The organism is Bacillus sp. FSL R5-0422 (assembly GCF_038610765.1).
GTDB lineage: Bacteria > Bacillota > Bacilli > Bacillales > Bacillaceae > Bacillus > Bacillus pumilus_O.
Genome location: NZ_CP152014.1, coordinates 1,381,337 through 1,403,989 on the forward strand (window position 1 = coordinate 1,381,337; position 22,653 = coordinate 1,403,989).

General features: G+C 41.6%; 23 protein-coding genes. 19 read left to right on the forward strand and 4 right to left on the reverse strand.

Annotation, left to right across the window (positions count from 1 at the left end; genetic code table 11):
* Positions 1 to 49: 49 nt before the first annotated feature.
* Positions 50 to 3,496: a pyruvate carboxylase gene (gene pyc, locus MKX52_RS06960; protein WP_342491715.1), complete on the forward strand. Its 3,447-nt coding sequence runs from the start codon at positions 50 to 52 to the stop codon at positions 3,494 to 3,496.
* Between the two features lie 99 nt (positions 3,497 to 3,595).
* Positions 3,596 to 5,029 carry a deoxyribodipyrimidine photo-lyase gene (locus MKX52_RS06965; RefSeq protein ID WP_342491716.1) on the forward strand — a complete coding sequence of 478 codons (1,434 nt, stop codon included), beginning with the start codon at positions 3,596 to 3,598 and terminating at the stop codon, positions 5,027 to 5,029.
* 40 nt (positions 5,030 to 5,069) lie between these two features.
* Here MKX52_RS06965 and MKX52_RS06970 read toward each other — a convergent pair whose 3' ends face one another.
* On the reverse strand, positions 5,070 to 5,993 hold the full coding sequence (locus MKX52_RS06970; RefSeq protein WP_003210766.1) for a heme A synthase: 924 nt from the start codon (positions 5,991 to 5,993) through the stop codon (positions 5,070 to 5,072).
* A 393-nt stretch (positions 5,994 to 6,386) separates the two neighbouring features.
* On the opposite strand from MKX52_RS06970, the gene cyoE reads away from it, so the two are divergent.
* The 6 genes from cyoE to ctaG all read left to right on the forward strand — a co-directional run bounded on the left by cyoE (position 6,387) and on the right by ctaG (position 12,554).
* Entirely contained in the window at positions 6,387 to 7,304 is a 918-nt protein-coding gene (gene cyoE / locus MKX52_RS06975) for a heme o synthase (protein WP_047201764.1), read from the forward strand.
* A gap of 278 nt (positions 7,305 to 7,582) precedes the next feature.
* Positions 7,583 to 8,650 carry a cytochrome c oxidase subunit II gene (gene coxB, locus MKX52_RS06980; RefSeq protein ID WP_003212202.1) on the forward strand — a complete coding sequence of 356 codons (1,068 nt, stop codon included), beginning with the start codon at positions 7,583 to 7,585 and terminating at the stop codon, positions 8,648 to 8,650.
* Positions 8,651 to 8,821: 171 nt separating this feature from the next.
* Positions 8,822 to 10,693, forward strand: coding sequence for a cytochrome c oxidase subunit I (ctaD, locus tag MKX52_RS06985; RefSeq protein ID WP_144503339.1), 1,872 nt, complete (start codon positions 8,822 to 8,824; stop codon positions 10,691 to 10,693).
* Positions 10,690 to 11,313 carry a cytochrome c oxidase subunit III gene (gene ctaE, locus MKX52_RS06990; RefSeq protein WP_088001578.1) on the forward strand — a complete coding sequence of 208 codons (624 nt, stop codon included), beginning with the start codon at positions 10,690 to 10,692 and terminating at the stop codon, positions 11,311 to 11,313. The genes ctaD and ctaE overlap by 4 nt, the downstream gene beginning before the upstream one ends.
* Before the next feature lie 2 nt (positions 11,314 to 11,315).
* Positions 11,316 to 11,645 (forward strand): cytochrome c oxidase subunit IVB, encoded by a 330-nt coding sequence (gene ctaF, locus MKX52_RS06995; protein WP_003211520.1) that lies wholly within the window; start codon positions 11,316 to 11,318, stop codon positions 11,643 to 11,645.
* A 30-nt stretch (positions 11,646 to 11,675) separates the two neighbouring features.
* On the forward strand, positions 11,676 to 12,554 hold the full coding sequence (ctaG, locus tag MKX52_RS07000) for a cytochrome c oxidase assembly factor CtaG (protein ID WP_342491717.1): 879 nt from the start codon (positions 11,676 to 11,678) through the stop codon (positions 12,552 to 12,554).
* Between the two features lie 31 nt (positions 12,555 to 12,585).
* Here the strand turns inward: ctaG and MKX52_RS07005 are convergent, their stop codons facing one another.
* Positions 12,586 to 12,951 carry a YugN family protein gene (locus tag MKX52_RS07005; protein WP_012009846.1) on the reverse strand — a complete coding sequence of 122 codons (366 nt, stop codon included), beginning with the start codon at positions 12,949 to 12,951 and terminating at the stop codon, positions 12,586 to 12,588.
* 161 nt (positions 12,952 to 13,112) lie between these two features.
* Between MKX52_RS07005 and MKX52_RS07010 the strand changes: the two genes are divergently transcribed.
* The 9 genes from MKX52_RS07010 (at position 13,113) to coaD (ending at position 18,174) form a co-directional block, all read left to right on the forward strand.
* Positions 13,113 to 13,535, forward strand: a complete 423-nt coding sequence (locus MKX52_RS07010) for a CBS domain-containing protein (protein WP_342491875.1) — start codon at positions 13,113 to 13,115, stop codon at positions 13,533 to 13,535.
* Positions 13,536 to 13,659: 124 nt separating this feature from the next.
* On the forward strand, positions 13,660 to 14,703 hold the full coding sequence (locus MKX52_RS07015) for a CAP-associated domain-containing protein (protein ID WP_342491718.1): 1,044 nt from the start codon (positions 13,660 to 13,662) through the stop codon (positions 14,701 to 14,703).
* A gap of 108 nt (positions 14,704 to 14,811) precedes the next feature.
* Positions 14,812 to 15,225, forward strand: coding sequence for a YlbD family protein (locus MKX52_RS07020; protein ID WP_012009849.1), 414 nt, complete (start codon positions 14,812 to 14,814; stop codon positions 15,223 to 15,225).
* A gap of 19 nt (positions 15,226 to 15,244) precedes the next feature.
* Positions 15,245 to 15,493: a YlbE-like family protein gene (locus tag MKX52_RS07025; protein ID WP_012009850.1), complete on the forward strand. Its 249-nt coding sequence runs from the start codon at positions 15,245 to 15,247 to the stop codon at positions 15,491 to 15,493.
* Positions 15,494 to 15,562: 69 nt separating this feature from the next.
* Positions 15,563 to 15,973, forward strand: coding sequence for a hypothetical protein (locus MKX52_RS07030; protein WP_225970065.1), 411 nt, complete (start codon positions 15,563 to 15,565; stop codon positions 15,971 to 15,973).
* 57 nt (positions 15,974 to 16,030) lie between these two features.
* On the forward strand, positions 16,031 to 16,480 hold the full coding sequence (locus MKX52_RS07035; protein ID WP_309173265.1) for a YlbF family regulator: 450 nt from the start codon (positions 16,031 to 16,033) through the stop codon (positions 16,478 to 16,480).
* Positions 16,481 to 16,546: 66 nt separating this feature from the next.
* Complete coding sequence (locus tag MKX52_RS07040) at positions 16,547 to 16,819, forward strand: YlbG family protein (RefSeq protein ID WP_003212137.1); 273 nt, start codon at positions 16,547 to 16,549, stop codon at positions 16,817 to 16,819.
* Between the two features lie 281 nt (positions 16,820 to 17,100).
* Positions 17,101 to 17,688: a 16S rRNA (guanine(966)-N(2))-methyltransferase RsmD gene (gene rsmD / locus MKX52_RS07045; RefSeq protein WP_260856438.1), complete on the forward strand. Its 588-nt coding sequence runs from the start codon at positions 17,101 to 17,103 to the stop codon at positions 17,686 to 17,688.
* 3 nt (positions 17,689 to 17,691) lie between these two features.
* Positions 17,692 to 18,174, forward strand: coding sequence for a pantetheine-phosphate adenylyltransferase (gene coaD, locus MKX52_RS07050; protein WP_012009853.1), 483 nt, complete (start codon positions 17,692 to 17,694; stop codon positions 18,172 to 18,174).
* A 13-nt stretch (positions 18,175 to 18,187) separates the two neighbouring features.
* Here the strand turns inward: coaD and ylbJ are convergent, their stop codons facing one another.
* Positions 18,188 to 19,396 carry a sporulation integral membrane protein YlbJ gene (ylbJ, locus tag MKX52_RS07055; protein ID WP_012009854.1) on the reverse strand — a complete coding sequence of 403 codons (1,209 nt, stop codon included), beginning with the start codon at positions 19,394 to 19,396 and terminating at the stop codon, positions 18,188 to 18,190.
* A 158-nt stretch (positions 19,397 to 19,554) separates the two neighbouring features.
* Between ylbJ and MKX52_RS07060 the strand changes: the two genes are divergently transcribed.
* Both MKX52_RS07060 and MKX52_RS07065 read left to right on the forward strand, forming a co-directional pair.
* Positions 19,555 to 20,334 carry a patatin-like phospholipase family protein gene (locus tag MKX52_RS07060; protein WP_012009855.1) on the forward strand — a complete coding sequence of 260 codons (780 nt, stop codon included), beginning with the start codon at positions 19,555 to 19,557 and terminating at the stop codon, positions 20,332 to 20,334.
* A 4-nt stretch (positions 20,335 to 20,338) separates the two neighbouring features.
* On the forward strand, positions 20,339 to 21,367 hold the full coding sequence (locus MKX52_RS07065; protein WP_088001568.1) for a SepM family pheromone-processing serine protease: 1,029 nt from the start codon (positions 20,339 to 20,341) through the stop codon (positions 21,365 to 21,367).
* A 38-nt stretch (positions 21,368 to 21,405) separates the two neighbouring features.
* Here MKX52_RS07065 and MKX52_RS07070 read toward each other — a convergent pair whose 3' ends face one another.
* Positions 21,406 to 22,650 (reverse strand): nucleotidyltransferase, encoded by a 1,245-nt coding sequence (locus MKX52_RS07070; RefSeq protein ID WP_342491719.1) that lies wholly within the window; start codon positions 22,648 to 22,650, stop codon positions 21,406 to 21,408.
* Positions 22,651 to 22,653: the final 3 nt, after the last annotated feature.

Consider the following 22,653-nt stretch of genomic DNA (forward strand, 5'->3'; position numbering starts at 1 on the left):
TTTATTATAGAGTACATATAAAATTTTAAGGGATATGGAGGAGTGAGAAATGTCACAGAGAACAATTCAAAAGGTTCTAGTTGCAAACAGAGGGGAAATTGCTATCAGAGTCTTCAGGGCCTGTACGGAGCTCAATTTACGTACAGTAGCCATTTATTCCAAAGAAGACTCGGGCTCTTATCATCGCTATAAAGCAGATGAAGCATATCTAGTTGGAGAAGGAAAAAAACCGATTGATGCCTACCTTGATATCGAGGGGATCATCGAAATTGCAAAACGAAATGACGTGGATGCAATCCATCCAGGTTACGGATTTTTATCTGAAAATATTCATTTTGCAAGACGATGCGAAGAGGAAGGCATTCAATTTATCGGTCCAACTTCTCAGCATTTAGATATGTTTGGAGATAAAGTAAAGGCAAGAGAAGAAGCGAAAAAAGCTGGAATTCCAGTCATTCCAGGAAGTGACGGACCAGTTGATTCGGTCAAAGAAGTCGAAAAATTCGGTGAAGAATACGGTTATCCGTTTATTATTAAAGCTTCACTAGGCGGCGGCGGCCGGGGTATGCGGATTGTCAGAACGAAAGAGGAGCTGAAGGAAGCCTATGATCGTGCGAAGTCAGAGGCAAAAGCGGCTTTTGGAAATGACGAAGTATACGTTGAAAAACTGATTGAAAATCCGAAACACATTGAGGTGCAGGTGATTGGTGACAATCACGGCAATATCATTCATTTATATGAGCGTGACTGCTCTGTTCAAAGGCGACATCAAAAAGTCATTGAAGTGGCGCCAAGTGTGTCTCTTACAGATCAATTGCGTGAAGACATTTGCGAAGCGGCAGTTCAGCTGGCTCGGAATGTCTCTTATATCAATGCAGGAACTGTAGAATTCCTTGTTGCAAATGGAGAGTTTTATTTTATTGAAGTCAATCCAAGGGTACAGGTAGAACACACGATCACTGAAATGATCACTGGTGTCGATATTGTCCAAACCCAAATTCTTGTCGCGAAAGGTCATGACCTTCACAGTAAGGAAGTTGGTATACCAAAGCAAGAAGATATTTTCACACATGGTTTTGCTATTCAATCAAGGGTTACAACAGAAGATCCTTTAAATGATTTTATGCCAGACACAGGAAAAATTATGGCCTACCGTTCAGGTGGAGGATTTGGAGTACGACTTGATACAGGGAACAGCTTTCAAGGTGCAGTCATTACACCTTATTACGATTCACTATTGGTCAAGCTGTCCACATGGGCGCTCACATTTGACCAAGCTGCTGCCAAAATGGTTCGAAACTTACAGGAATTTAGAATTCGCGGGATTAAAACAAACATTCCGTTTCTTGAAAACGTGGCAAAGCATGAGAAGTTTCTAAAAGGGGAATACGATACGTCGTTTATCGATTCAACGCCAGAGCTATTTAATTTCCCTAAGCAAAAAGACCGTGGAACGAAAATGCTGACTTATATTGGTAACGTGACCATTAATGGATTCCCTGGCATTGCAGAGAAAAAGAAGCCTCATTTTGACAAGCCTGTTGTACCGAAGCTTCCTCTCAAGCGAGAAATTCCATCTGGGACTAAACAATTGTTAGATGCCCATGGACCTGAGGGCCTAGCCAATTGGGTAAAAGAACAAAAGAACGTTCTTTTAACAGATACAACCTTTAGGGATGCGCATCAGTCATTGCTTGCGACTCGCTTCAGAACGCATGATTTAAAGAAAGTGGCCCAGCCTACAGCAGGTTTATGGCCAGAGCTGTTTAGTATGGAAATGTGGGGCGGTGCTACATTTGATGTTGCGTATCGTTTCTTGAAAGAAGATCCTTGGCAGCGATTAAAAGAGCTTCGCCAAGAAGTACCAAACACGTTGTTCCAAATGCTTTTAAGATCATCAAACGCGGTTGGATATACAAACTATGCGGATAATGTGATTAAAGCATTTGTAAAAGAATCTGCCGAGGCAGGCATTGACGTGTTCCGTATTTTCGATAGCTTAAACTGGGTGAAAGGCATGACTCTTGCCATTGATTCTGTTCGTGAATCAGGCAAAGTGGCGGAGGCAGCTATTTGTTATACAGGGGACATTCTCGATCCATCTCGTCCGAAATATGATCTTAAGTACTATGTATCTCTTGCGAAACAGCTTGAATCTGCCGGAGCGCATATTTTAGGTATTAAAGATATGGCGGGATTATTAAAGCCGCAGGCAGCTTATGAGTTAGTCTCTGCTTTAAAAGACGAGCTCACGATCCCTATTCATCTTCATACACATGATACGAGTGGAAACGGACTGTTCACCTATGCAAGGGCAATTGATGCAGGTGTTGATATTGTCGATGTGGCCGTTAGCTCTATGGCAGGACTCACATCACAGCCAAGCGCAAGCTCACTGTACTATGCTTTAGATGGGCATGAAAGAAAGCCAGATATGAATGTCCAATCTGTCGAACATCTTTCTCAATACTGGGATTCTGTCAGAAAATACTATCGTGAATTCGAAAGTGGCATGAATTCACCTCATACAGAAATTTATGAGCATGAAATGCCTGGCGGACAGTATAGTAACTTGCAGCAGCAGGCGAAAGGTGTCGGACTTGGTGACCGCTGGAACGAAGTAAAAGAAATGTACAGACGTGTAAATGACATGTTTGGTGATATTGTGAAGGTGACACCTTCTTCTAAAGTAGTCGGAGATATGGCACTTTATATGGTGCAAAATGATTTAACAGAGGAAGATGTCTATGAAAAAGGAGCAACTTTAGACTTCCCGGATTCTGTTGTGGAACTATTTAAAGGATATTTAGGTCAGCCGCATGGCGGATTCCCTGAAAAATTGCAAAAGCTCATTTTAAAAGGAGAAGAACCGCTTACTGTCAGACCTGGTGAGAAGCTGAAGCCAGTTGACTTTGAAGCTATTCAGCAGCAGTTCAAAGAATCTCATGACCTGACGCTGACAGAGCAAGATGCGATTGCGTATGCCTTATACCCGAAAGTCTTTTCAGAATTTGTCCAAACAGCTGAAAGCTACGGGGACATCTCGGTTCTTGACACACCAACATTTTTCTATGGGATGAGGCTTGGTGAAGAGATCGAGGTAGAAATCGAAAAAGGAAAAACACTCATTGTGAAACTCGTGTCAATTGGAGAACCGAATCCAGACGCGACAAGAGTTCTTTATTTTGAGCTAAATGGACAGCCGCGTGAAGTCGTGATTAAGGATGAAAGCATCAAATCATCCGTTCAAGAAAAAATGAAGGCGGACCGCTCAAATCCAAATCACATTGCCGCTTCAATGCCAGGCACTGTCATCAAAGTGCTCGTGGAAAAAGGACAGAAAATCTCGCAAGGTGAGCATTTGATGATCAATGAAGCCATGAAAATGGAGACGACTGTACAAGCCCCATTCACTGCGGTTGTAGATGAAATACATGTGACAAATGGAGAACCGATTCAAACCGGAGATCTGCTCATTGTGTTAAAGCCCGAATAATAAGTGAGACACATCCAACGTGATGTGTCTTTTTTTGAACGCATTAAAATGTGCAGCAGTCTGCAAGAGTGATTACACTATAGAGTGAGGTGAAGAAAGTTGGAAATTGTCGTGATTTGGTTTCGCCGAGATATGCGATTGGATGATCATATCGCTTTATCTAAAGCGATCACATATGCAAAAAAACATGAGTACAAATTATTGGCTCTTTATCATTTAGATCCATTTTTTACTGAAATGAAAATGGATTTAAATAACGAACATTTCTTTCAAAACTTGGCGTATTTCGTCAAGGAAGCAAGAGAATCTCAAGTGTATGTTCACCTTCTCCATGATGATGTCCTGCGCGCCTTTCAGCAGGTCATGGATGTGTATAACATCAACGCCGTCTTTTTTAATGAAGATGAAGTGGGTATTGGCCAAAGGCGTGACAAGCAAGTAACCGATTTTTTAGAAAAGAAGGGCATTCATGTATCAACGTGGCAAGATACACACCTTCACGGGGCGCGAGATATTTTAAAAGCAGATGGATCACATTATCAAGTGTTTACCCCATACTATCAATCATGGCGTAAGCAAGAGAAGCAGCCTGTGATAAAAGTTGACAAATCATTTTTCAGCAGTGGGCATATGATTTGTGATGAGTCACTTTCACAAAAAGGAAATGAGAAACTACGAGACTTGATAAAGGGCTGCTCAAGGAAGTTTGATCAAATTGGCACAGAGAAAGCGATGAACACGCTGCAGCAATTTATTCAAAAAAGATTAACGCGTTATCAGGAGAAACGAGATATTCCGTCTGTTTTTGGAACGAGCAAGCTGTCGCGGTTCTTAAAAACAGGCACTATTTCGACTCGAACGATCTTTCATGCGATATATGAAGAAGCACTCTATGAAGACGAGGGCAGAGAGACCTTTATCAAAGAGCTGGCTTGGCGTGATTTTTACCATATGATTTATGCGCATTATCCTGAGATGAAAGAAAAAGAAATCAATTCAGCGTTTCAAGGGATGAGATGGAATGATGATGAGACGCTGTTTGAAGCTTGGTGTAAAGGAGAGACAGGCTTTCCGCTCGTTGATGCAGGGATGAGACAGTTAAATGAGGAGGGGTGGATGCATAACCGCTTGCGAATGGTTACAGCTTCATTTTTAACAAAGGATTATTTGATTGATTGGAGAAAAGGCGAAGCGTATTTTGCAAAAAAACTTGTGGATTATGATGAGGCGTCAAATATCGGAGGATTTCAATGGGCAGCCTCCGTCGGAACAGATGCGGTGCCGTACTTCCGTATTTTCAACCCGATCACTCAGTCAAAGCGATTTGACCCAAGCGGGGAATTTATTAGAAAATATGTACCAGAGCTAGAACATGTCGATGAAAAATGGATTCATGAACCAAGTAAAATGCCGATTGATGAGCAATTGAAATCGGGATGTGTGCTAGGTGATACATATCCGCTTCCGACGGTAGACCACCAGGAAAGACGCAAAAAAGCCATTTCGCTATTTGAAGAAGCAAAACAACAATAAAACAAATCCCCCAGTCCATATGGAAGGGGGATACAAATTCTTATTTGAATGGCTCTTTGCTTTCATATTTAAACCGGGCAATGAGTAGGCAGAAGTAACAGAGTACTCCAAACAAACAGGAAATAAAGAATGAATGAGCCAGCGCATAGCCTAGTGCGAGCTGGGAATACACAGACATCACACCTGAAATCGCTTGAAGTGTAATGAGAATGGCTGAAATGATCCATCCATAATACAGCTGCTTCTGTTCTTTATAATGTTTCATGGCATGGAACATCGCAACAAATATCCAGACGAATAAAAGAAGTGCTGCTGCTCTGTGAGACATTTGCACCCACTGATTGAAGTACGCTGGAAGTGCACCGTCTTTTGAACAAAACGGGAAAACAGAGCAAGCAAGGCTTGATTTTGTATGCCTTACATAAGCACCCGTGTACACCACGATATACGTATAAGTGATCAAACCATAAATATGAAACTGCATTTTTTTGCCGATATGAAGCGGCTTCACTAGCTTTGTTTCAGATCGCGTTGCCTCGAATACAAGAAGCGCAAGCAATAGCACTGAAGCAAAAGAAATGAGTGAAATACCGAAGTGCAGTGCCATGACAAGTGCGTTGGAACCAAACACGACGGCAAGAGCCCCTAACAGTGCCTGTAGCAGTAAGAATATAATCGACATGATGACCAAAAATTTGGTTTCACGGAATACTGGACTAATCTTTTTCCAGCATAAGACCGCCAGTGCCAAGACAAGAATGGTTGAAACCCCTGTTGACATGCGGTGACTCCATTCAATGATGGAAGCAGGGTTCATTTCAGGGAAGAAACGACCGTGGCAAAGGGGCCACTGTCTGCCGCAACCAAGACCCGAGCCGGTTTTTGTCACAAGCGCACCACCAATCAAAACGATCAGCATCACAAACGTTGTGATCACGCTCAATAACCTTAAAGCAAATTTCATCAAATTATTTCACCTTCTCTAAAAAACTTCTGATCTAAATGAAAAACCTCACATGCTCTCAAGTTTAAGCCAAATGCGTGTTCTGTTGCAATTCATAATGACCAAAGTTCACAAAAAAATGATATGTTAGTTCACAAAGTTTACAGATTTAGAGTGCTTGATCTTTCTTTCACAGTCTGATAGAAATAGAGGAGAGAATATTTCATTTTGCACCGCCTTCTGAAACACAGATAAATCCTAATAAATTCACGAAAAGTTCACAAATAACTTCGAGATTGTCGTTTATTATTTAATAGGATGTTTTTTTACAGCTGTTTATCTTGTATGATAGAGTTGTAACGAATTTACGTTTCATCGTTCGTTTGAAGGTTTGGGCAAGGGAGGTTATACACATTGGCAAATTCCAAAACAGCCGCGGAAGCAGCTATTCATGGACAAATAGAAGAAACAACAGCTTGGAAAGATTTTCTTGCTCTGATTAAAATGGGCATCGTCAATTCCAACTTCATTACGACATTTACTGGAATGTGGCTTGCGTTTTATTTTACAGGGATGAGTTTCCTAGGAAATCTAGATATTGTGTTGTTAACAATGATTGGTTCTTCTCTTATTATTGCCGGTTCATGCGCCATTAATAATGCGTTTGACCGTGATATTGATATATTAATGGAAAGAACAAAAACAAGACCGACGGTTACAGGTAAGATTCAGCCGGGGCAAGCGTATGCATTTGGTATTTTGCTTGTTGTACTTGGACTCATCATGCTTCTGATGACAACCGTAACATCAGCAGTGATTGGATTTATTGGCGTCTTTACTTATGCGGTTCTTTACACCATGTGGTCTAAACGTCATTACACCATCAATACCGTTATTGGAAGTGTATCTGGTGCAGTGCCGCCATTAATCGGCTGGACAGCTGTCACAGGTACAATCGACACAACGGCTTGGGTTTTGTTTATGATTATGTTCATTTGGCAAATCCCGCACTTCCTGTCACTTGCGATTAAGAAAACGGAAGATTACCGTAAGGCAGGTATTCCAATGCTGCCAGTCGTTTATGGCTTTGAAGTCACGAAACGCCAAATCATCATTTGGACAGCATGTCTTCTCCCACTTCCATTTTTCTTAGGTGGATTAGGATGGCCGATTGTCGCACTTGGCACATTGCTAAATATTGGATGGCTTGTCATTGGCCTTATGGGCTTTAAAATGAAAGACGTCATGAAGTGGTCAACGCTTATGTTCGTTTATTCATTAAATTACTTAACCATCTTTTTCGTTGCGATGATTATTATTACACTATTCTAGAGTAAAATACACTTTGATCACATCAAAACAAGGCTATATCTTATAACACAACATTTTCTAACAACTATGAAAGCCGCCTGATATTCAGTTCTATTTAGGCGGCTTTCTGTTTATACATAGATGGTATTTTGAGTAAAAACATCATTTTTTTATGAAAAGAGGAAATGTAAGTGCTTTTATAAGAGGCGGGGGTTATGGATGGGTGAAAAGTGATTTTATAAATAAGAGGTAAAAAGCGAAAGGCAAAGGAGATCAAGCAAAAGGGGTTGGGACAAATTATGATAAGAAAATGGCGTGTTTATTCACTGTTTCTCTTATTGACGCTCGTTTTGGCGGGCTGTGGTGAACCATACTTATCAACACTCAAACCAGTTGGGGAAGTAGCAGATAAACAATTCTTCCTAACGGTACTGAGTACACTTATTATGGTTCTTGTCGTCATTGTTGTATCGATCATTTTCTTTTACGTCATCATTAAATTCAAACGTTCTAAAGTGGGAGAAGATACGATTCCAAAGCAGGTGGAAGGGAACCGTAACCTAGAAATTACGTGGACAGCGATTCCGATTCTTCTCCTCATTATTCTCGTTGTGCCAGTTGTGGCATACACGCTTGAGCTTGGGGATACAAGCGCTATGGATAAGAAAAAACGAGATCCTGAAAAGACACTTGTTGTCAATGTAAGAGCCAGTTTATATTGGTGGGAATTCGAATACCCTGATTATGGGATTGTTACAAGTCAAGAATTAATTGTACCGACAGATCAAAAGGTGTACTTTAAGCTGAAAGCATCTGATGTGAAACACTCTTTCTGGGTTCCATCAGCTGGCGGTAAAATTGATACAAACACAGACAATGAAAACAAGTTTTATTTAACCTTTGATTCAAAACGAACGAAAGATGCAGGAGAATATTTCTACGGGAAATGTGCGGAGCTTTGCGGTCCATCGCATGCTTTAATGGACTTTAAAGTTAAAACGCTTTCTCAAGATGAGTTTTTAGGATGGACGAAAAAAATGGCTGATTACAAGAAGCCTACATCCACAAAAGATCTTGCTCTTGAAGGTGAAAAATTATTTAAAGAGAAAAACTGCTTGAGCTGTCACGCAGTGGAGCCTGGGGACGAACGGCCGGAAGCGGCAAGGACAGCACCAAACCTTGCAACCTTCGGCGAACGAACGAAAGTAGCTGGAATTAAAGACATGAACAAAGAAAACGTGAAAGCATGGCTGAAAGATCCAGAGAGCTTTAAACCAGGAAATAAAATGACAGGAACGTACCCTAAATTAAATGACTCAGAAGCAGATGCACTTTATGAGTATTTAAAAGGACTTAAAATCGAGTAATTTCTAAAAGGAATGTGCAAGAGGGTATGTAATCGATGTGAAGTTTTTGTTAAGAGCTCCCGAATATGTCTCTACAACCAAGAAATAGCCATCTGTCAGACACAGTCTGTGTAAAGTTAAAATAGACATTGATATGAAAAAGGGGCAAATGGGAGATAAGAGGGGGATTTCATGGTGAGTACAATAGCTAAAAAGCGGGGGTTTGGCGCTGTCTTATGGGATTACTTGACAACGGTTGACCACAAAAAAATAGCCGTACTATATTTAGTGGCAGGGGGATTTTTCTTTTTAATTGGCGGCCTGGAAGCGATGATAATCCGTATTCAGCTAGCCATCCCTGAAAATGATTTTGTAAGTGCTGGGTTTTACAATGAAGTCATGACGATGCACGGAACAACGATGATTTTCCTTGCAGCGATGCCGCTTTTATTTGCATTAATGAATGCGGTTGTACCAATTCAAATTGGTGCACGTGACGTAGCATTTCCGTTTGTGAATTCACTTGGTTTTTGGCTATTCTTTTTCGGGGGAATTTTCTTAAACCTTGGATGGTTTATGGGCGGGGCACCTGATGCAGGTTGGACTGCATACGCTTCACTCACGCTGAATTCAGAAGGACACGGCATGGATTTCTATATTTTAGGGTTGCAGATAGCGGGTATTGGTACGCTAATTGCCGGGATCAACTTTCTTGCAACGATTATTAATATGAGAACACCTGGTATGACGTATATGAGAATGCCGCTCTTTACTTGGACGACATTTGTCGCCTCAGCACTGATTTTATTCGCATTCCCGCCACTTACAGCAGGGCTTGCAATGCTGATGCTTGATAGAATGTTTGATACGAGCTTTTTCAATCCAGAGCTTGGCGGTAACACAATCATCTGGGAGCATTTGTTCTGGATTTTCGGACACCCAGAAGTTTATATCTTAATTTTGCCAGCATTCGGGATATTTTCTGAAATCATTCCAGTGTTTGCAAGAAAAAGGCTATTTGGCTATTCGTCCATGGTGTTTGCGACTGTATTGATTGGTTTCCTTGGATTCATGGTGTGGGCGCATCACATGTTTACAACAGGACTTGGTCCGATTGCCAATGCGATCTTTGCTGTCGCCACAATGGCAATTGCGGTGCCGACAGGAATTAAAGTATTTAACTGGCTGCTCACCATATGGGGCGGTAATGTGAAGTTTACAACACCGATGCTGTATTCCGTTGCTTTTATACCGTCATTTTTACTTGGCGGGGTAACTGGAGTCATGCTTGCAGCCGCTGCAGCAGATTATCAGTTCCATGATACGTACTTTGTCGTGGCGCATTTCCACTACGTCATTATCGGCGGGGTTGTATTCGGTATTTTAGCTGGTGTGCATTACTGGTGGCCGAAGATGTTTGGAAAAATACTGAATGAGAAGCTTGGGAAAATAAGCTTTGTGCTGTTTTTCGTCGGTTTTCATTTAACTTTCTTTATTCAGCATTTTCTCGGTCTTTGGGGCATGCCGCGCCGAGTCTTTACCTTCCTGCCAAATCAGGGGTTAGACCTTGGGAACTTGGTTAGTACAATTGGGGCGCTGTTTATGTTTGTAGCTGTTGTCATCCTGCTGATTAACGTCATCTGGACGACAGCGAAAGGAGAGCACGTGTCGGGTGATCCTTGGGGAGACGGAAGAACGCTTGAATGGGCAGTGTCTTCACCTCCGCCAGAATATAACTTTAAACAGCTTCCACTTGTCAGAGGACTAGATCCATTATGGATTGAAAAAATGGATGGTAAAAAAGGAATGACAGCATCTGAACCGCTCGATGATATTCACATGCCGAATAATTCCATTTTACCTGTCATTATCTCATTCGGTCTATTTGTGTCAGCGTTTGGTTTCATGTATCGCCAAGAGCACAGCTGGGGACTTCCAGTGATTCTCATTGGTCTTGGTATTACATTTGCGACCATGCTGGTTCGCTCTCTTAAAGACGATCATGGGTACCATATTCACAAAGAAGATCTGACCGATGACGATGATAAAGGGGTGAAAGCATAATGGAACCACAAAAAATGACAGCAGAAACTTTTCCGGCTTCTCCTGAGAAAGCCACGTTAGAAGGAAAGAATAAGTTCGTCGGGTTCTGGTTGTTTCTTGGGGGAGAAACTGTTCTGTTTGCATCGCTCTTTGCCACGTATTTGGCGCTGAAAAACTCTAATGCAGGCGGAGCAAAAACAACTGATATGTTTGATCTCACACTTGTCTTTATTGCCACAATGCTTCTACTGACGAGTAGTTTAACGAGTGTGTATGCAATGTATCATATGAAAAACTTTGCCTTTAAAAAGATGCAGCTTTGGCTTGGCGTGACTGTGCTATTAGGTGCTTCATTTTTAGGGGTGGAGATTTATGAGTTCTACCATTATGTGCATGCGTATGATTTTACCATTACCAGCTCAGCTCTTGGTTCCTCCTTCTATACACTTGTAGGAACTCACGGAGCTCACGTTGCCTTCGGACTTTGCTGGATTACCGCTCTTATGATTCGAAATATGAGACGCGGACTCGATTTATACAATGCGCCAAAATATTATGTAGCAAGTCTGTATTGGCACTTCATTGATGTTGTGTGGGTCTTCATCTTTACCGTTGTATATTTAATGGGAATGGTGGGATAAGAATGGGAAATAAAAACACAAATCAGTCTAAAGTCGATCTTGTATACCGTAAAAAGAAAAATGCCGAAGAAATGAAGCATCAGCTCATTTCTTTCGGCTTGATGATTGGATTAACCTTTGTTGCCTTTTTAACAATCGCTTCTGAAGACGTAGGAAACTGGTTCGCAGTACCATTTATTTTACTGCTTGCCGTGATTCAGGTGGCTTTTCAGCTTTATTATTTTATGCACATGAACCAAAAAGGGCATGAAACACCCGCATTGTTTCTTTATTCAGGTGTGTTTGTCGCGTTTATTACCGTCTTAGCCTTTTTGACCATTATTTGGTGGTAAGTCCGCTTTGCCCTTGAAGGAGGCGCAGCAATGGAGAACTTAGAGATATTCGGATTTCGGGCATTATGGAGCCCTTACTATTTGACTAGCATTGTCATAGCAGCTGCTCTTTATCTGCTTCTTGTGACAAAGGGGAAGCATCGTGCGACGGTAAAAGAGAAAACGTTGTTTCTGACGGGGCTTGTTCTGTTATACGCCGTGAAAGGAAGCCCAATTGATTTAATGGGACATATTATGTTTAGTGCACATATGGCACAAATGGCGGTGCTCTATTTAGTCATTCCGCCCCTCCTTATTACAGGATTGCCTGCGGCCATATGGGAGCGGATCATACAAACACCAGGCATTCAGCAGATGTTTCGTTTGTTTTCCAAGCCTTTAATTGCATTGCTCGGGTTTAATGGCTTGTTTTCGATGTATCATATTCCGCTTGTGTTTGACTTTGTGAAAACAGATCCGTTTTATCATGCGCTGATGACAGTAGTCATTTTTATCGCTGCCTTTTTCATGTGGTGGCCGCTCGTTCATAAAGTCCAAAGTCAGCCGCAGATTACAGGCATTTTAAAGCTTGGTTATATCATGGCAGACGGGATATTAATGACTCCTGCGTGTGCACTCATCATGTTTAGTGAGGCACCAATCTATGCCACCTATTCTGACGCTGGTGCATGGATACAGGCGCTGCATCTATGCGTTCCAAATGATACGCTGGCAGGTCTTGCACTCACAGGTCCTGAAATGTTCCATACCTTGCCGCTGCTAGAAGACCAGCAGCTAGGCGCGATTTTGATGAAAATTATTCAGGAGATTGTGTACGGCTCGATCCTTGCTGTTGTCTTCTTTGACTGGGCAAGAAAAGAAAGAGCGAAAGATGCCGTACCAGATGCGCTGATTCCGAAATATGAATGAAAAAAGCACAGCCATATGGCTGTGCTTTCGTTTATGCTTCTGCAGTCATTGCTTCTAGTTTTTCTTTCAGCTGATCAAGCGTTTTTTTGCTTGATTGAATGAGAGACTTAGGGAAATCTTCGCCTTCGCCGTATTCAACACCATGCGGATAATAATGTTTTCCGAGTAAAGGTGTGAGAAGCTGTATGTGTGCTCTTTTTGAACCAACATCTCCTTCGGTGGCGTAGCCGGAAATCCGTAAATAAAAGGTTCCCTCTACCATGTTATACTTTCTGTCGTACGTCACACGCTCATAATCCCATTGATCGGCTCGTACAAATCCTTCACTTTCCATGATGAAATCTAATTTATTTAAGTCAGCTGCTACCTTTTCAATCCCCGTACCTTCAAACTTCACCCAAAACCCCTCCTTATAAAAATTCCCTTTACTGACAATCATAGTATGAAAGCGTTAAACTTTCAACTGTGAAAGGTATGTTCTTTTATAACCTGGTTACAGTAATAAAGAAAATAACAGATGGAGGAATCAACGTGAAAACAAAAAAAATCAAAGATATTATGACAAAAAAAGTAGTGACATGTCAGCAAGATGACAATTCGTATGAAGCCGCAGTCAAAATGAGAGATGCAGACATTGGTGCCATTCCTGTGGTTAACGGAGATCAGCTCATTGGCATTGTCACAGACCGTGACCTTGTACTCAGAGGCATTGCAGAAAAAAAGCCAAACTCACAGGAAGTAGGCTCGATAATGACGAAGGAAGTACTGACAGCAGAAGAAGATGCAACGCTTGAAGAAATTGTTCGGCTGATGTCAGAGCACCAGCTTCGCCGCATTCCTGTTGTGAAAAACGGTGCATTAACAGGGATTGTCGCTCTTGGAGATTTATCCGTTGAAGATTTATCGAATGATCGCGCAGGAGATGCACTGACAGAAATCTCTCAACAGGATCAAGATCATGGACAAGGATTTCTCCATTAAGAGGGGCATATTTTAAATTCGTGTTAAATAGGCTGTATTGTCGTTGATAAATGAAGCGAGTTTTGTTTAAATGACAGTAGAAGGTACTTTTTTTGTACCTTGCCAATTTAACGGAGGTGTTTATTTGAAAACTGTGCTCAAAACACTCCTCATCCTCCTGATTATATCTGGAACGTACGTTCTGTTTATTCAATATGGATCTTCACCAGAAAAAGAAAACAGCAATGAACCGAAGGTGTCTAATGAAGAAACATCTAGCGATAAGCCGATCAACATCCCAAAAAAGGGGCTCATGTCCTTTATGGGGAAATCTTCAAACGAAGTGCTTAAACAGCTGGGAGAACCAGATCGCATTGATCCTTCCGCATATGATTATGACTGGTGGATCTACAATCAATCGAAGAAGCACTATATTCAAGTAGGGGTAAAGGATAGTAAAGTGGTGACATTGTTTGCAACAGGAGACGGGCTCAATGTTGAACCGTTTAAAATCGGTCAAGCCACAAGTGAGGTATTTAAAAAAACACAAATTGCACCTTACATTCATGTAGAGGATGAACAAAATTCATACCGTTTTGAATTCTCAGAAGATGATATGAATACAAGGCCCACCGTGAAAGTGGACGATGATGTATATGTTCAGCTTTACATGGATAAGTTTGAAAGCACCCTTTCTAGTATCAGGGCGTTTAACGCAGATACATTTGTGAAACAAAAGCCATACGAAGTCGTCTATCGAGGTCAATTGATAGAACCAGAGACAATATCGGGTGAAAAATGGAAAGAGATCGAAGCGTCCAGTCAAAAACAAATTTTTGATATGACCAATATTATTCGTCATAAATATAAACTGCCGACCTTAAACTGGGATGATGAAACCTCTGAAGTGGCATTCATGCATAGTGAGGACATGAAAGAGAATCATTATTTCTCCCATGAATCGAAAAAATACGGTACGCTGAAAGACCGATTAGAAAGAGGCGAGGTGGCATTTCAGCTCGCAGGTGAAAACATTGCCTATAATTATGTAGATGGACCTGCAGCGGTAGAAGGCTGGCTCAATAGTGAAGGTCATAGGAAGGCGTTATTAAATAAAGATTACACACATCTTGGCGTCGGTGTGAAAGAAAAATACTACACCCAAAACTTCATTAAAAAAGCATCTTAAACGAAAACAGCTGCACCATCGCAGCTGTTTTTTGTTTCAAAAAAGAGGCTCACCAAAATAACTGCTGATGTATATAGTATAGTAGGCATTTGTATGGGGGGTGAGGATATGACAAACAAGCAAAAACAAACATCCATTGATGAATTTAAACAATTCGTCAGACGCCATCCGAAGTTAATTCAAGAAGTGCAAACGCAAGAAAAAAGTTGGCAAAGTGTATACGAAAATTGGGTCATGTTTGGTGAGGAAGATGAGATGTGGTCTCCTTACCGGCAAACGCAATCTGAGGATGTGAAAGAAGAAAAAGCCTCAAAGCCAAGTGAATCGGGAAAAGCAGATTTTATGTCTAAAATGGTTTCTGCTGTGAAAAAAATGGACGCTGATCAAATGAATGAACAAATCAACAAAATGAGCCAGTCTATTTCCTCTTTACAAAGCTTACTCGGACAATTTTCATCAAATGGCTCAAAGAAAGGTTCATCTGGAGGCAGTCAGCACCCATTCTCCTTTAGGAAAGATTAATTGAAAGGGGATGCTTTTGGTGCGGAAAGACGTACAGGAGTTTGTCATGGCCGAAGAGGAACGAATCAAATTCATCAGACAGCGTCCTCTCTGGTATAGACAGTTGACTCGACATCCTGATAAGCTATCGTCCTTTGAATTAGATAAAATGAATTTTTACGAAAAAACCATTCCTCATCGTGTGAGTCAGTTGAGTAACAGTGTCCAAATGGCTGAAATGATGATTCAAATGTTCCAAGCAATGCGCAATCAAAATGGAGCCGGGTGAGGCTTTTTTGAGTTGATTAAGATGTCTATTTCCTGAGCATCCTATAAAAGTAGATGAAAGGAGAATCAGATGATGAAATGGATGCTGTCAATATGCGCATTGCTTTTTCTTGTCACCGGGTGTCAAAGTCAACATGAAGAGAAGCAAATCACGAAGCAAGATCCAGCTGTACCAGTAATGCAGCAAGTCCAAAGTGAAATGAAGCAGCAAGGTTTTTTAAAATACAAAGTGCAGGGATCTTCTGTTTATATAGAAAGTACACTTCAAGATTTTCATCTTGAGTCGACGCAACTAAAAAAGGATGAGAAGGCGGGATATTTTACAGTGTATGTAGACGGAAAACGTGCGGGCAATGAGTATACTGCTGCATTTGTGGTCAAGCATCTTTCAAAAGGAAAGCATAAAATGACCGTTGTGATCAATTCTCGTCATCCAGAATATAGGGAGAAAAGAGAGACGTGGGATGTATTTGTGACGTAAAAGCATTTTCTGATCCATAGGTTTCGTGGTAAACTATGAATTGGAGGTGCATCATTTATGTATGCGACAATCGAATCCGTGGAGCTCCAAGAGAAAGCAAATCAATTGGCTGCCATGATTCTTCAGTCGGAGGAGGCTGAACATTACCGCAACTGCTTTAAGCGTCTCCAGCAAGACGAAGAAGCCCAACAAATTATTGCCCATTTTACAAAAGTAAAAGAGCAATATGAGGATGTGCAGCGGTTCGGCAAATACCATCCGGACTATAGAACGATCTCAAAGGAAATGCGTGAGGTCAAAAGAAAGTTAGATCTTCACGATACAGTAGTTGATTTCAAAAAAGCAGAAACAGCGATTCAATCCATCTTAGATGAGATTAGTATTGAAATCGGTCAAGCTGTATCAGCATATATCAAAGTTCCAACAGGGAACCCATATTTTGATGGTCTATCATCATGCGGCGGTGGCTGTGGATCTGGTGGCAGCTGTGGCTGTAAAGTATCTTGACGAGACTTGAATGTCTCGTCTTTTACATAATAACTGAAAAGAATTGAAAAAGCGGCAGGTGAAAAGATGGAAACCAAACGTCAAGGGATGGTCGTTTGGCTGCATTCGTTAAAGCAGTCAAAGGCGCTAAGAAAATTTGGAAATGTTCACTATATTTCAAGGAAAATGAAATATGCAGTGATCTATTGCGATATGAATGATCTCGAGCGCCATATGGCTAAGCTCAGCTCATTGCCATTTGTGAAGCGTGTTGAGCCTTCATATAAGCCTTTTATTAAATTAGAGTACGAATCCAAATTGGACAAAGCAAAAGAGTATGATTATAAAGTGGGCTTTTAAAGACACAAAAAAAACCCCCGCGGCATCACCCGCGGGGTCCTTCTATTCTTAATGATTCATTAAGGAGAAGGCAAAGGGAGAGGAGAAACCGGAGGAAGAACTTATGGGGAAACGTAAGTCTTCTCCGCGGTTGGCAACAGCACCACATCAGATGCTGTTATAAGTAGTATGACCCCGCTTTCCTTGATCTATACATAGAAAATGAATGAAAGTCCGCGCATTGTCCCTTGCGGTGTGTTGTGGTAAGATAATGTTGGATTTTTTGTCATACACAATAACCAATAGAAGCAAGCAGAAAAAGTGGTGGAAAAATGAGAGTCATCTCTGGAACGAGAAAAGGCCGCACACTTAAAGCGGTACCAGGTCAATCAACAAGACCGACGACAGATAAAGTAAAAGAATCGATATTTAATATGATTGGCCCGTATTTTGATGGCGGATGGGCGCTTGATTTATTTGCGGGAAGCGGCGGTTTAGGGATTGAAGCGCTTTCTAGAGGATTCGATCATTGCATATTCGTTGATCGAGATATGAAGGCGATTCAAACGATAAAAGGAAACCTCAATCAATTAGAGCTGAGTGATCAAAGTGAAGTGTTTCGAAACGAGGCAAAGCGTGCACTCGCAGCCGTTGTGAAACGAGAGGAATCCTTTCAAGCAATTTTTCTTGATCCGCCTTATAAAGATCAACAGCTAAAAGCACTTCTTGACATGATTGATGAGCATGCCTTATTAACAGATGACGGCGTGATCGTGTGTGAGCATGATAAGGACGTCACACTACCAGAGGAAGCTGGACAGCTTTACATATCAAGACAGGAATTGTACGGGTTGACTGGTATTACGATCTATAGAAAGCGGGGAAATTAAAGCATGGGGAACATAGCCGTTTGTCCGGGTAGCTTCGATCCAGTCACATTGGGCCATTTGGATATCATCAAAAGAGGTGCAAAGATCTTTGATGAAGTGTATGTATGTGTACTAAATAACTCATCCAAGAAACCGTTATTTACCGTTGAAGAACGGTGTGAGCTCATTCGCCAAGCGACGAAGGATCTGCCAAATATCAAAGTTGAATCCTTTCACGGTCTGCTTGTTGATTATGCGAAACAAAAAGAAGCCAAAGTCATTTTACGCGGATTAAGAGCTGTGACAGACTTTGAATATGAAATGCAAGGGACATCAATGAATAAAGTGTTAAACGATGACATTGAAACATTTTTCATGATGACCAACAATCAATATTCTTTCTTAAGCTCCAGCATTGTCAAAGAAGTAGCGAAATATGATGGTTCAGTTAAAGGTCTTGTGCCAAAAGAGGTAGAAGAAGCGTTGATAGAAAAATTTAAAGGATGAGTGCAACGTGCACTCATCCTTTTTTTACTTTTTGATAGTATAGCACCATATACAAGATCAAGCTGCATAGCGTGATCAAAGGGCCAGTCGTCACAAGCTGATTCCAAAGCACACTGCTGTACATGACGACCTGCTGGCTTGCTTCAAAGGCACCCGCTGGGAGAGCCATATCAGATCGAGAGACATAAAGAGGCTTGAACAATAAAAAGGCAAAAATAGCTGCATAAATGCCGTGAAGCAAACGAGCGAAGAAGAATGGTTTAAAGCGTATATCTGTTGCCGCTAGAATGCCGGCGACCTGGGCTTGAACAGAAAACCCGCTGAATCCTAATATAAAGCTGACGACAACCGTTTTAGCAAGAAGGGTAACTTCCTGTGACCCTGTCAGCTGACTTCCTAACGTGATTTCAAATAAACCAGCAATCATCGCAAGATCTAATTCTGGCGGAAGGTGCATCGTTTGCAGCATATATCCGATCCCGACGGATAAGAGGTCCGTCACATGAACAACTGATAGCATTTTGCTAAACACAGAAAATAAGATAATAAAGCCGCCAATCATAAAGAGTGTCTGGACTGATGACATGACCGCATCACTTAAAATTTGGCCGAGCGGTCTTTTCTCTGCGAGTCTTGCTGTATGAAGAGCGCTGAATGCCTCTTGAAACGGTGGGAATAATAATCGCTTACGGCTTCTCAAATGTGCATCATGCCTTGCTTTATATCCCCGCATCGTGACCCCAACAGCGAGATTCCCTAAATAATGTGCGCACGCCAAAACAATTCCTAAAGCTGGATGATGAAAAAAACCAACAGCCACCGCACCGAAAATGAACAATGGATTCGATGAATTTGTAAAAGAAACGAGGCGTTCTGCTTCGATTTGTGTCAGTTGTCCTTCCTGCCTGAGTCGTGTGGTTAATTTCGCACCAGAAGGAAAGCCAGATGCCATTCCCATCGCTAGGACAAATCCGCCTACACCAGGCACTCGAAAGATAGGGCGCATAAATGGTTCTAATAATACACCCACAAATCTGACAATCCCGAAACTAATTAATAGCTCGGACAAAATAAAAAAAGGAAGCAATGATGGAAATACAACCTCCCACCACATTGCAAGTCCATTTTTAGACGCTTGCAAAGAGGCTTGTGGATGTGTAATCACAGTGGCTGTTAAAAAGATAAAAAAAGCAGCGATGAACAGAGTGTTCCATTTTTTCATGGAGATTTCGCCCCTTGCCGTTATGATCTATTGGCGAGCTCGTGATCAAAAAAGAAAGAAACTAGCCGAGCCTGTCTTCTATTACTATACGATCAGAAGGGGCATGTTTAGACCAATAGATTCGTATATATGCATAGAAAAGAGGAGGGTGGATTTTCATGAGGCGACCAGTCATCGGGCTTGCGTTAGGCTCTGGAGGTGCGAGGGGAATGGCACATATCGGAGTTTTATCTAGTCTTGAGAAACAAGGTATTCAGGTAGATATGATCGCTGGCAGCAGTATTGGCGCACTTGTTGGGAGTTTTTATGCGGCAGGACAAGACGTAGAAAAAATGAAAAAACTTGCACTTGTCTTCAGAAGAAAGTATTATGCTGACTATACACTGCCAAAAATCGGTCTTCTAAAAGGAAATCGAATTTTGCAGTTGATCCACACGTTTACATATGGGAAAAAATTCGAAGAATTAAGAATGCCCCTTGCTGTGGTTGCCTGTGACCTCGAGACAGGGGAGAAGGTCGTGTTTAAAAAAGGATCTGTCTCACAAGCAGTCAGAGCGAGCATCAGTATTCCGGGCGTGTTTGTTCCTCATGAAATGGGCGGCAGACAGCTAGTGGATGGAGCGGTTGTAGACCGCATTCCTGTATCTGTTTTAAAAGATATGGGTGCAGACCTCATTATCGCCTCTGATGTATCAAGGGTGAAAAAAACAGAAAAGGCGACGAGATTATCGGATGTAATTATGCAAAGTTTGGACATCCTTCAAAATGAATTGGTCCGTCATCAAACCATTCATGCTGATGTCATGATCCGGCCGAGGCTTGAAACATTTAGCTCGAGTGCGTTTACACAGGTGCAGGAGATGATTGAAGCAGGTGAGCTTGCCGCAGATCAACTAACAGGTAAGCTAAAAGATGTTATTGATAAATGGGAGTGTTAATCGAATGAAAAAATTAAATATTCGCTGGCTTAGCTTTTTTGTCGTGATCCTTGTATTATGTGGCTTAACCTTTGTCAAACTGCCATATTACGTGACAAAGCCGGGTGATGCAACCGAGATTGCTCCCCACATTCAAGTAGACGGCGGATATGGCGAGAAGGGCAGCTTCTCTCTCATGACAATTAAAGTAGGTCCAGCTAATCCGTATACGTATTTGCTTGCGAAAATGAATAAATATGACGAAATCGTCCCAGAAGAAAATATTAAAGCGGACGGGGAGTCGGATCAAGATTATATGAAAAGGCAGCTTCAGCTGATGAAAAGTTCTCAAGAAAATGCGATGATTGCAGCATATACAAAAGCAGGAAAAAAAGTAGATTATACGTTTAACGGCGTATATGCAAGCTATGTGATGAAAGGAATGCCTGCTTACGGTAAAATTGAAGTGGGCGACCGAATCAAAAGCGTAGATGGCAAGACGTATGATTCTGCTGATAAAATGGTTTCGTATATTAGCAGCAAAAAAGCAGGTACACCTGTCCGTTTTGTCCTTGAACGAAATGGCAAAGATATCACGGAGAAAGTGACATTAAAACCATTTAAAGAAGAGCCGAATCGAGTTGGAATTGGTGTATCATTATTTACAGACCGAAATGTGAAAGTTTCACCTTCTATTAAGGTGGATATTGAAAATATCGGCGGCCCATCAGCAGGTCTTATGATGTCACTTGAAATTTATAACCAGCTGACAAAAGAAGACGAAACACATGGCTATGCGATTGCAGGAACGGGAACGATTGACGCCGATGGAACGGTCGGCCCAATTGGCGGAATCGATCAAAAGGTCGTGGCGGCAGATAAAGCCGGCAAAGATATATTCTTTGCACCGAACGATAAAGGTGATCCAAATTCAGACTACCGAAATGCTGTCAAAACAGCGAAAGATATTAAAAGTGATATGAAAATTGTACCTGTAGATACAATGCAAGATGCTCTGAACTATTTAAATAAATTAAAAGAGAAAGCATCTTAATCAAAAAGAGCAACCTTTATAAAGGCTGCTCTTTTTTGCTAAGACTGGAAGAGACCAGTTTCTTCATCATATCGGATCGGTGATGTTTTAAATTCCGCTTCCGTTAAGTTCGTTTGCACTGGCTCACTAACGGGTAGGCTGAAGACGCGGGATGCACGTATATCAAGATCAAGTGCGGGATGTGAAAAGGCAGACAGTTTACTGACGAGCGGCACGTCCAAATCTTTTTTCACACGAGATAAGTATTGCTGCCCTTTCTTTGACATACCAAGTAACCGAATGTAAGGTGCTTTTTTCTCTTTCAGCAGCTCATGCATGGCACTCTTCTTCACCCTCATTAAGAGGTGTGTGTTCATTCGCTGCAGTCTTGTCCACGTATAGCGTTTTGTTTTCACAAGTGATAGATATTCCTCGTAGGAGGATGCATGTGTAATCGCTTTTTGCATGCGGTGTTCGATGCCTTCTTCGATTTCATAGATGCCTTCTAGTTCTGCCGTATCCATTGTGTGAAAAACATGTTTTAAGAAGCTAAAGTAGGCTTCTTGTGTATGTAGAAGACCATATGAAGAATGATAGTCATGTAATTGCTTGAGCGTAGCTTCTGGAAGATAAGCGGCAACTGTTTCAAATGTACCATGATCTTTTAACGCTTTTCGTATACTTGTTGCGCTTGCGATTTTTTGATTTTCAGGTAGTTCTTCATCATGATAACCAGATGAAATCCTTAGAGAGGTAAAGGGTTGCATGTGAGGAGATCTCTCCATGATGGCTTTGACATAATGGAAACCTAAAATATTATTGGGCAGAGACAAATCCAGTAAGTGCTTAGGGTCAATTACCTCTTGAAACGCAGCAGCAGATGCTGCTGGATAACTTAAGCCTTCTCTTACTTTTTCTTTTGTGAAAAGGTCTATTTCTTCTTTTTTCTCATGCCAAGCATGAGCCGTTCGCTCAAATGCTTTGATGTCACCATCCTCGCTGCCGAAAAAAAGGGAGTGGCATTTTAAAGCATCTAGAATCGCCACAGCACCGTTTGCGAAGGTTTCTGCCTTTTGCACTGCGTATATGTATGGAAGCTCACACACAATGTCTACACCGTTTTGTAGTGCCATTTTTGTTCGCGCCCACTTTGAGACGATGGCAGGCTCACCACGCTGGAGGAAGGAACCGCTCATGACGGCAATGGCTACATCTGAGGAGGTATGTATTTTCGCCTGACGAACATGGTAGGCATGTCCATAATGAAATGGATTATACTCGACAACGACTCCTGTTGCTTTCAATAG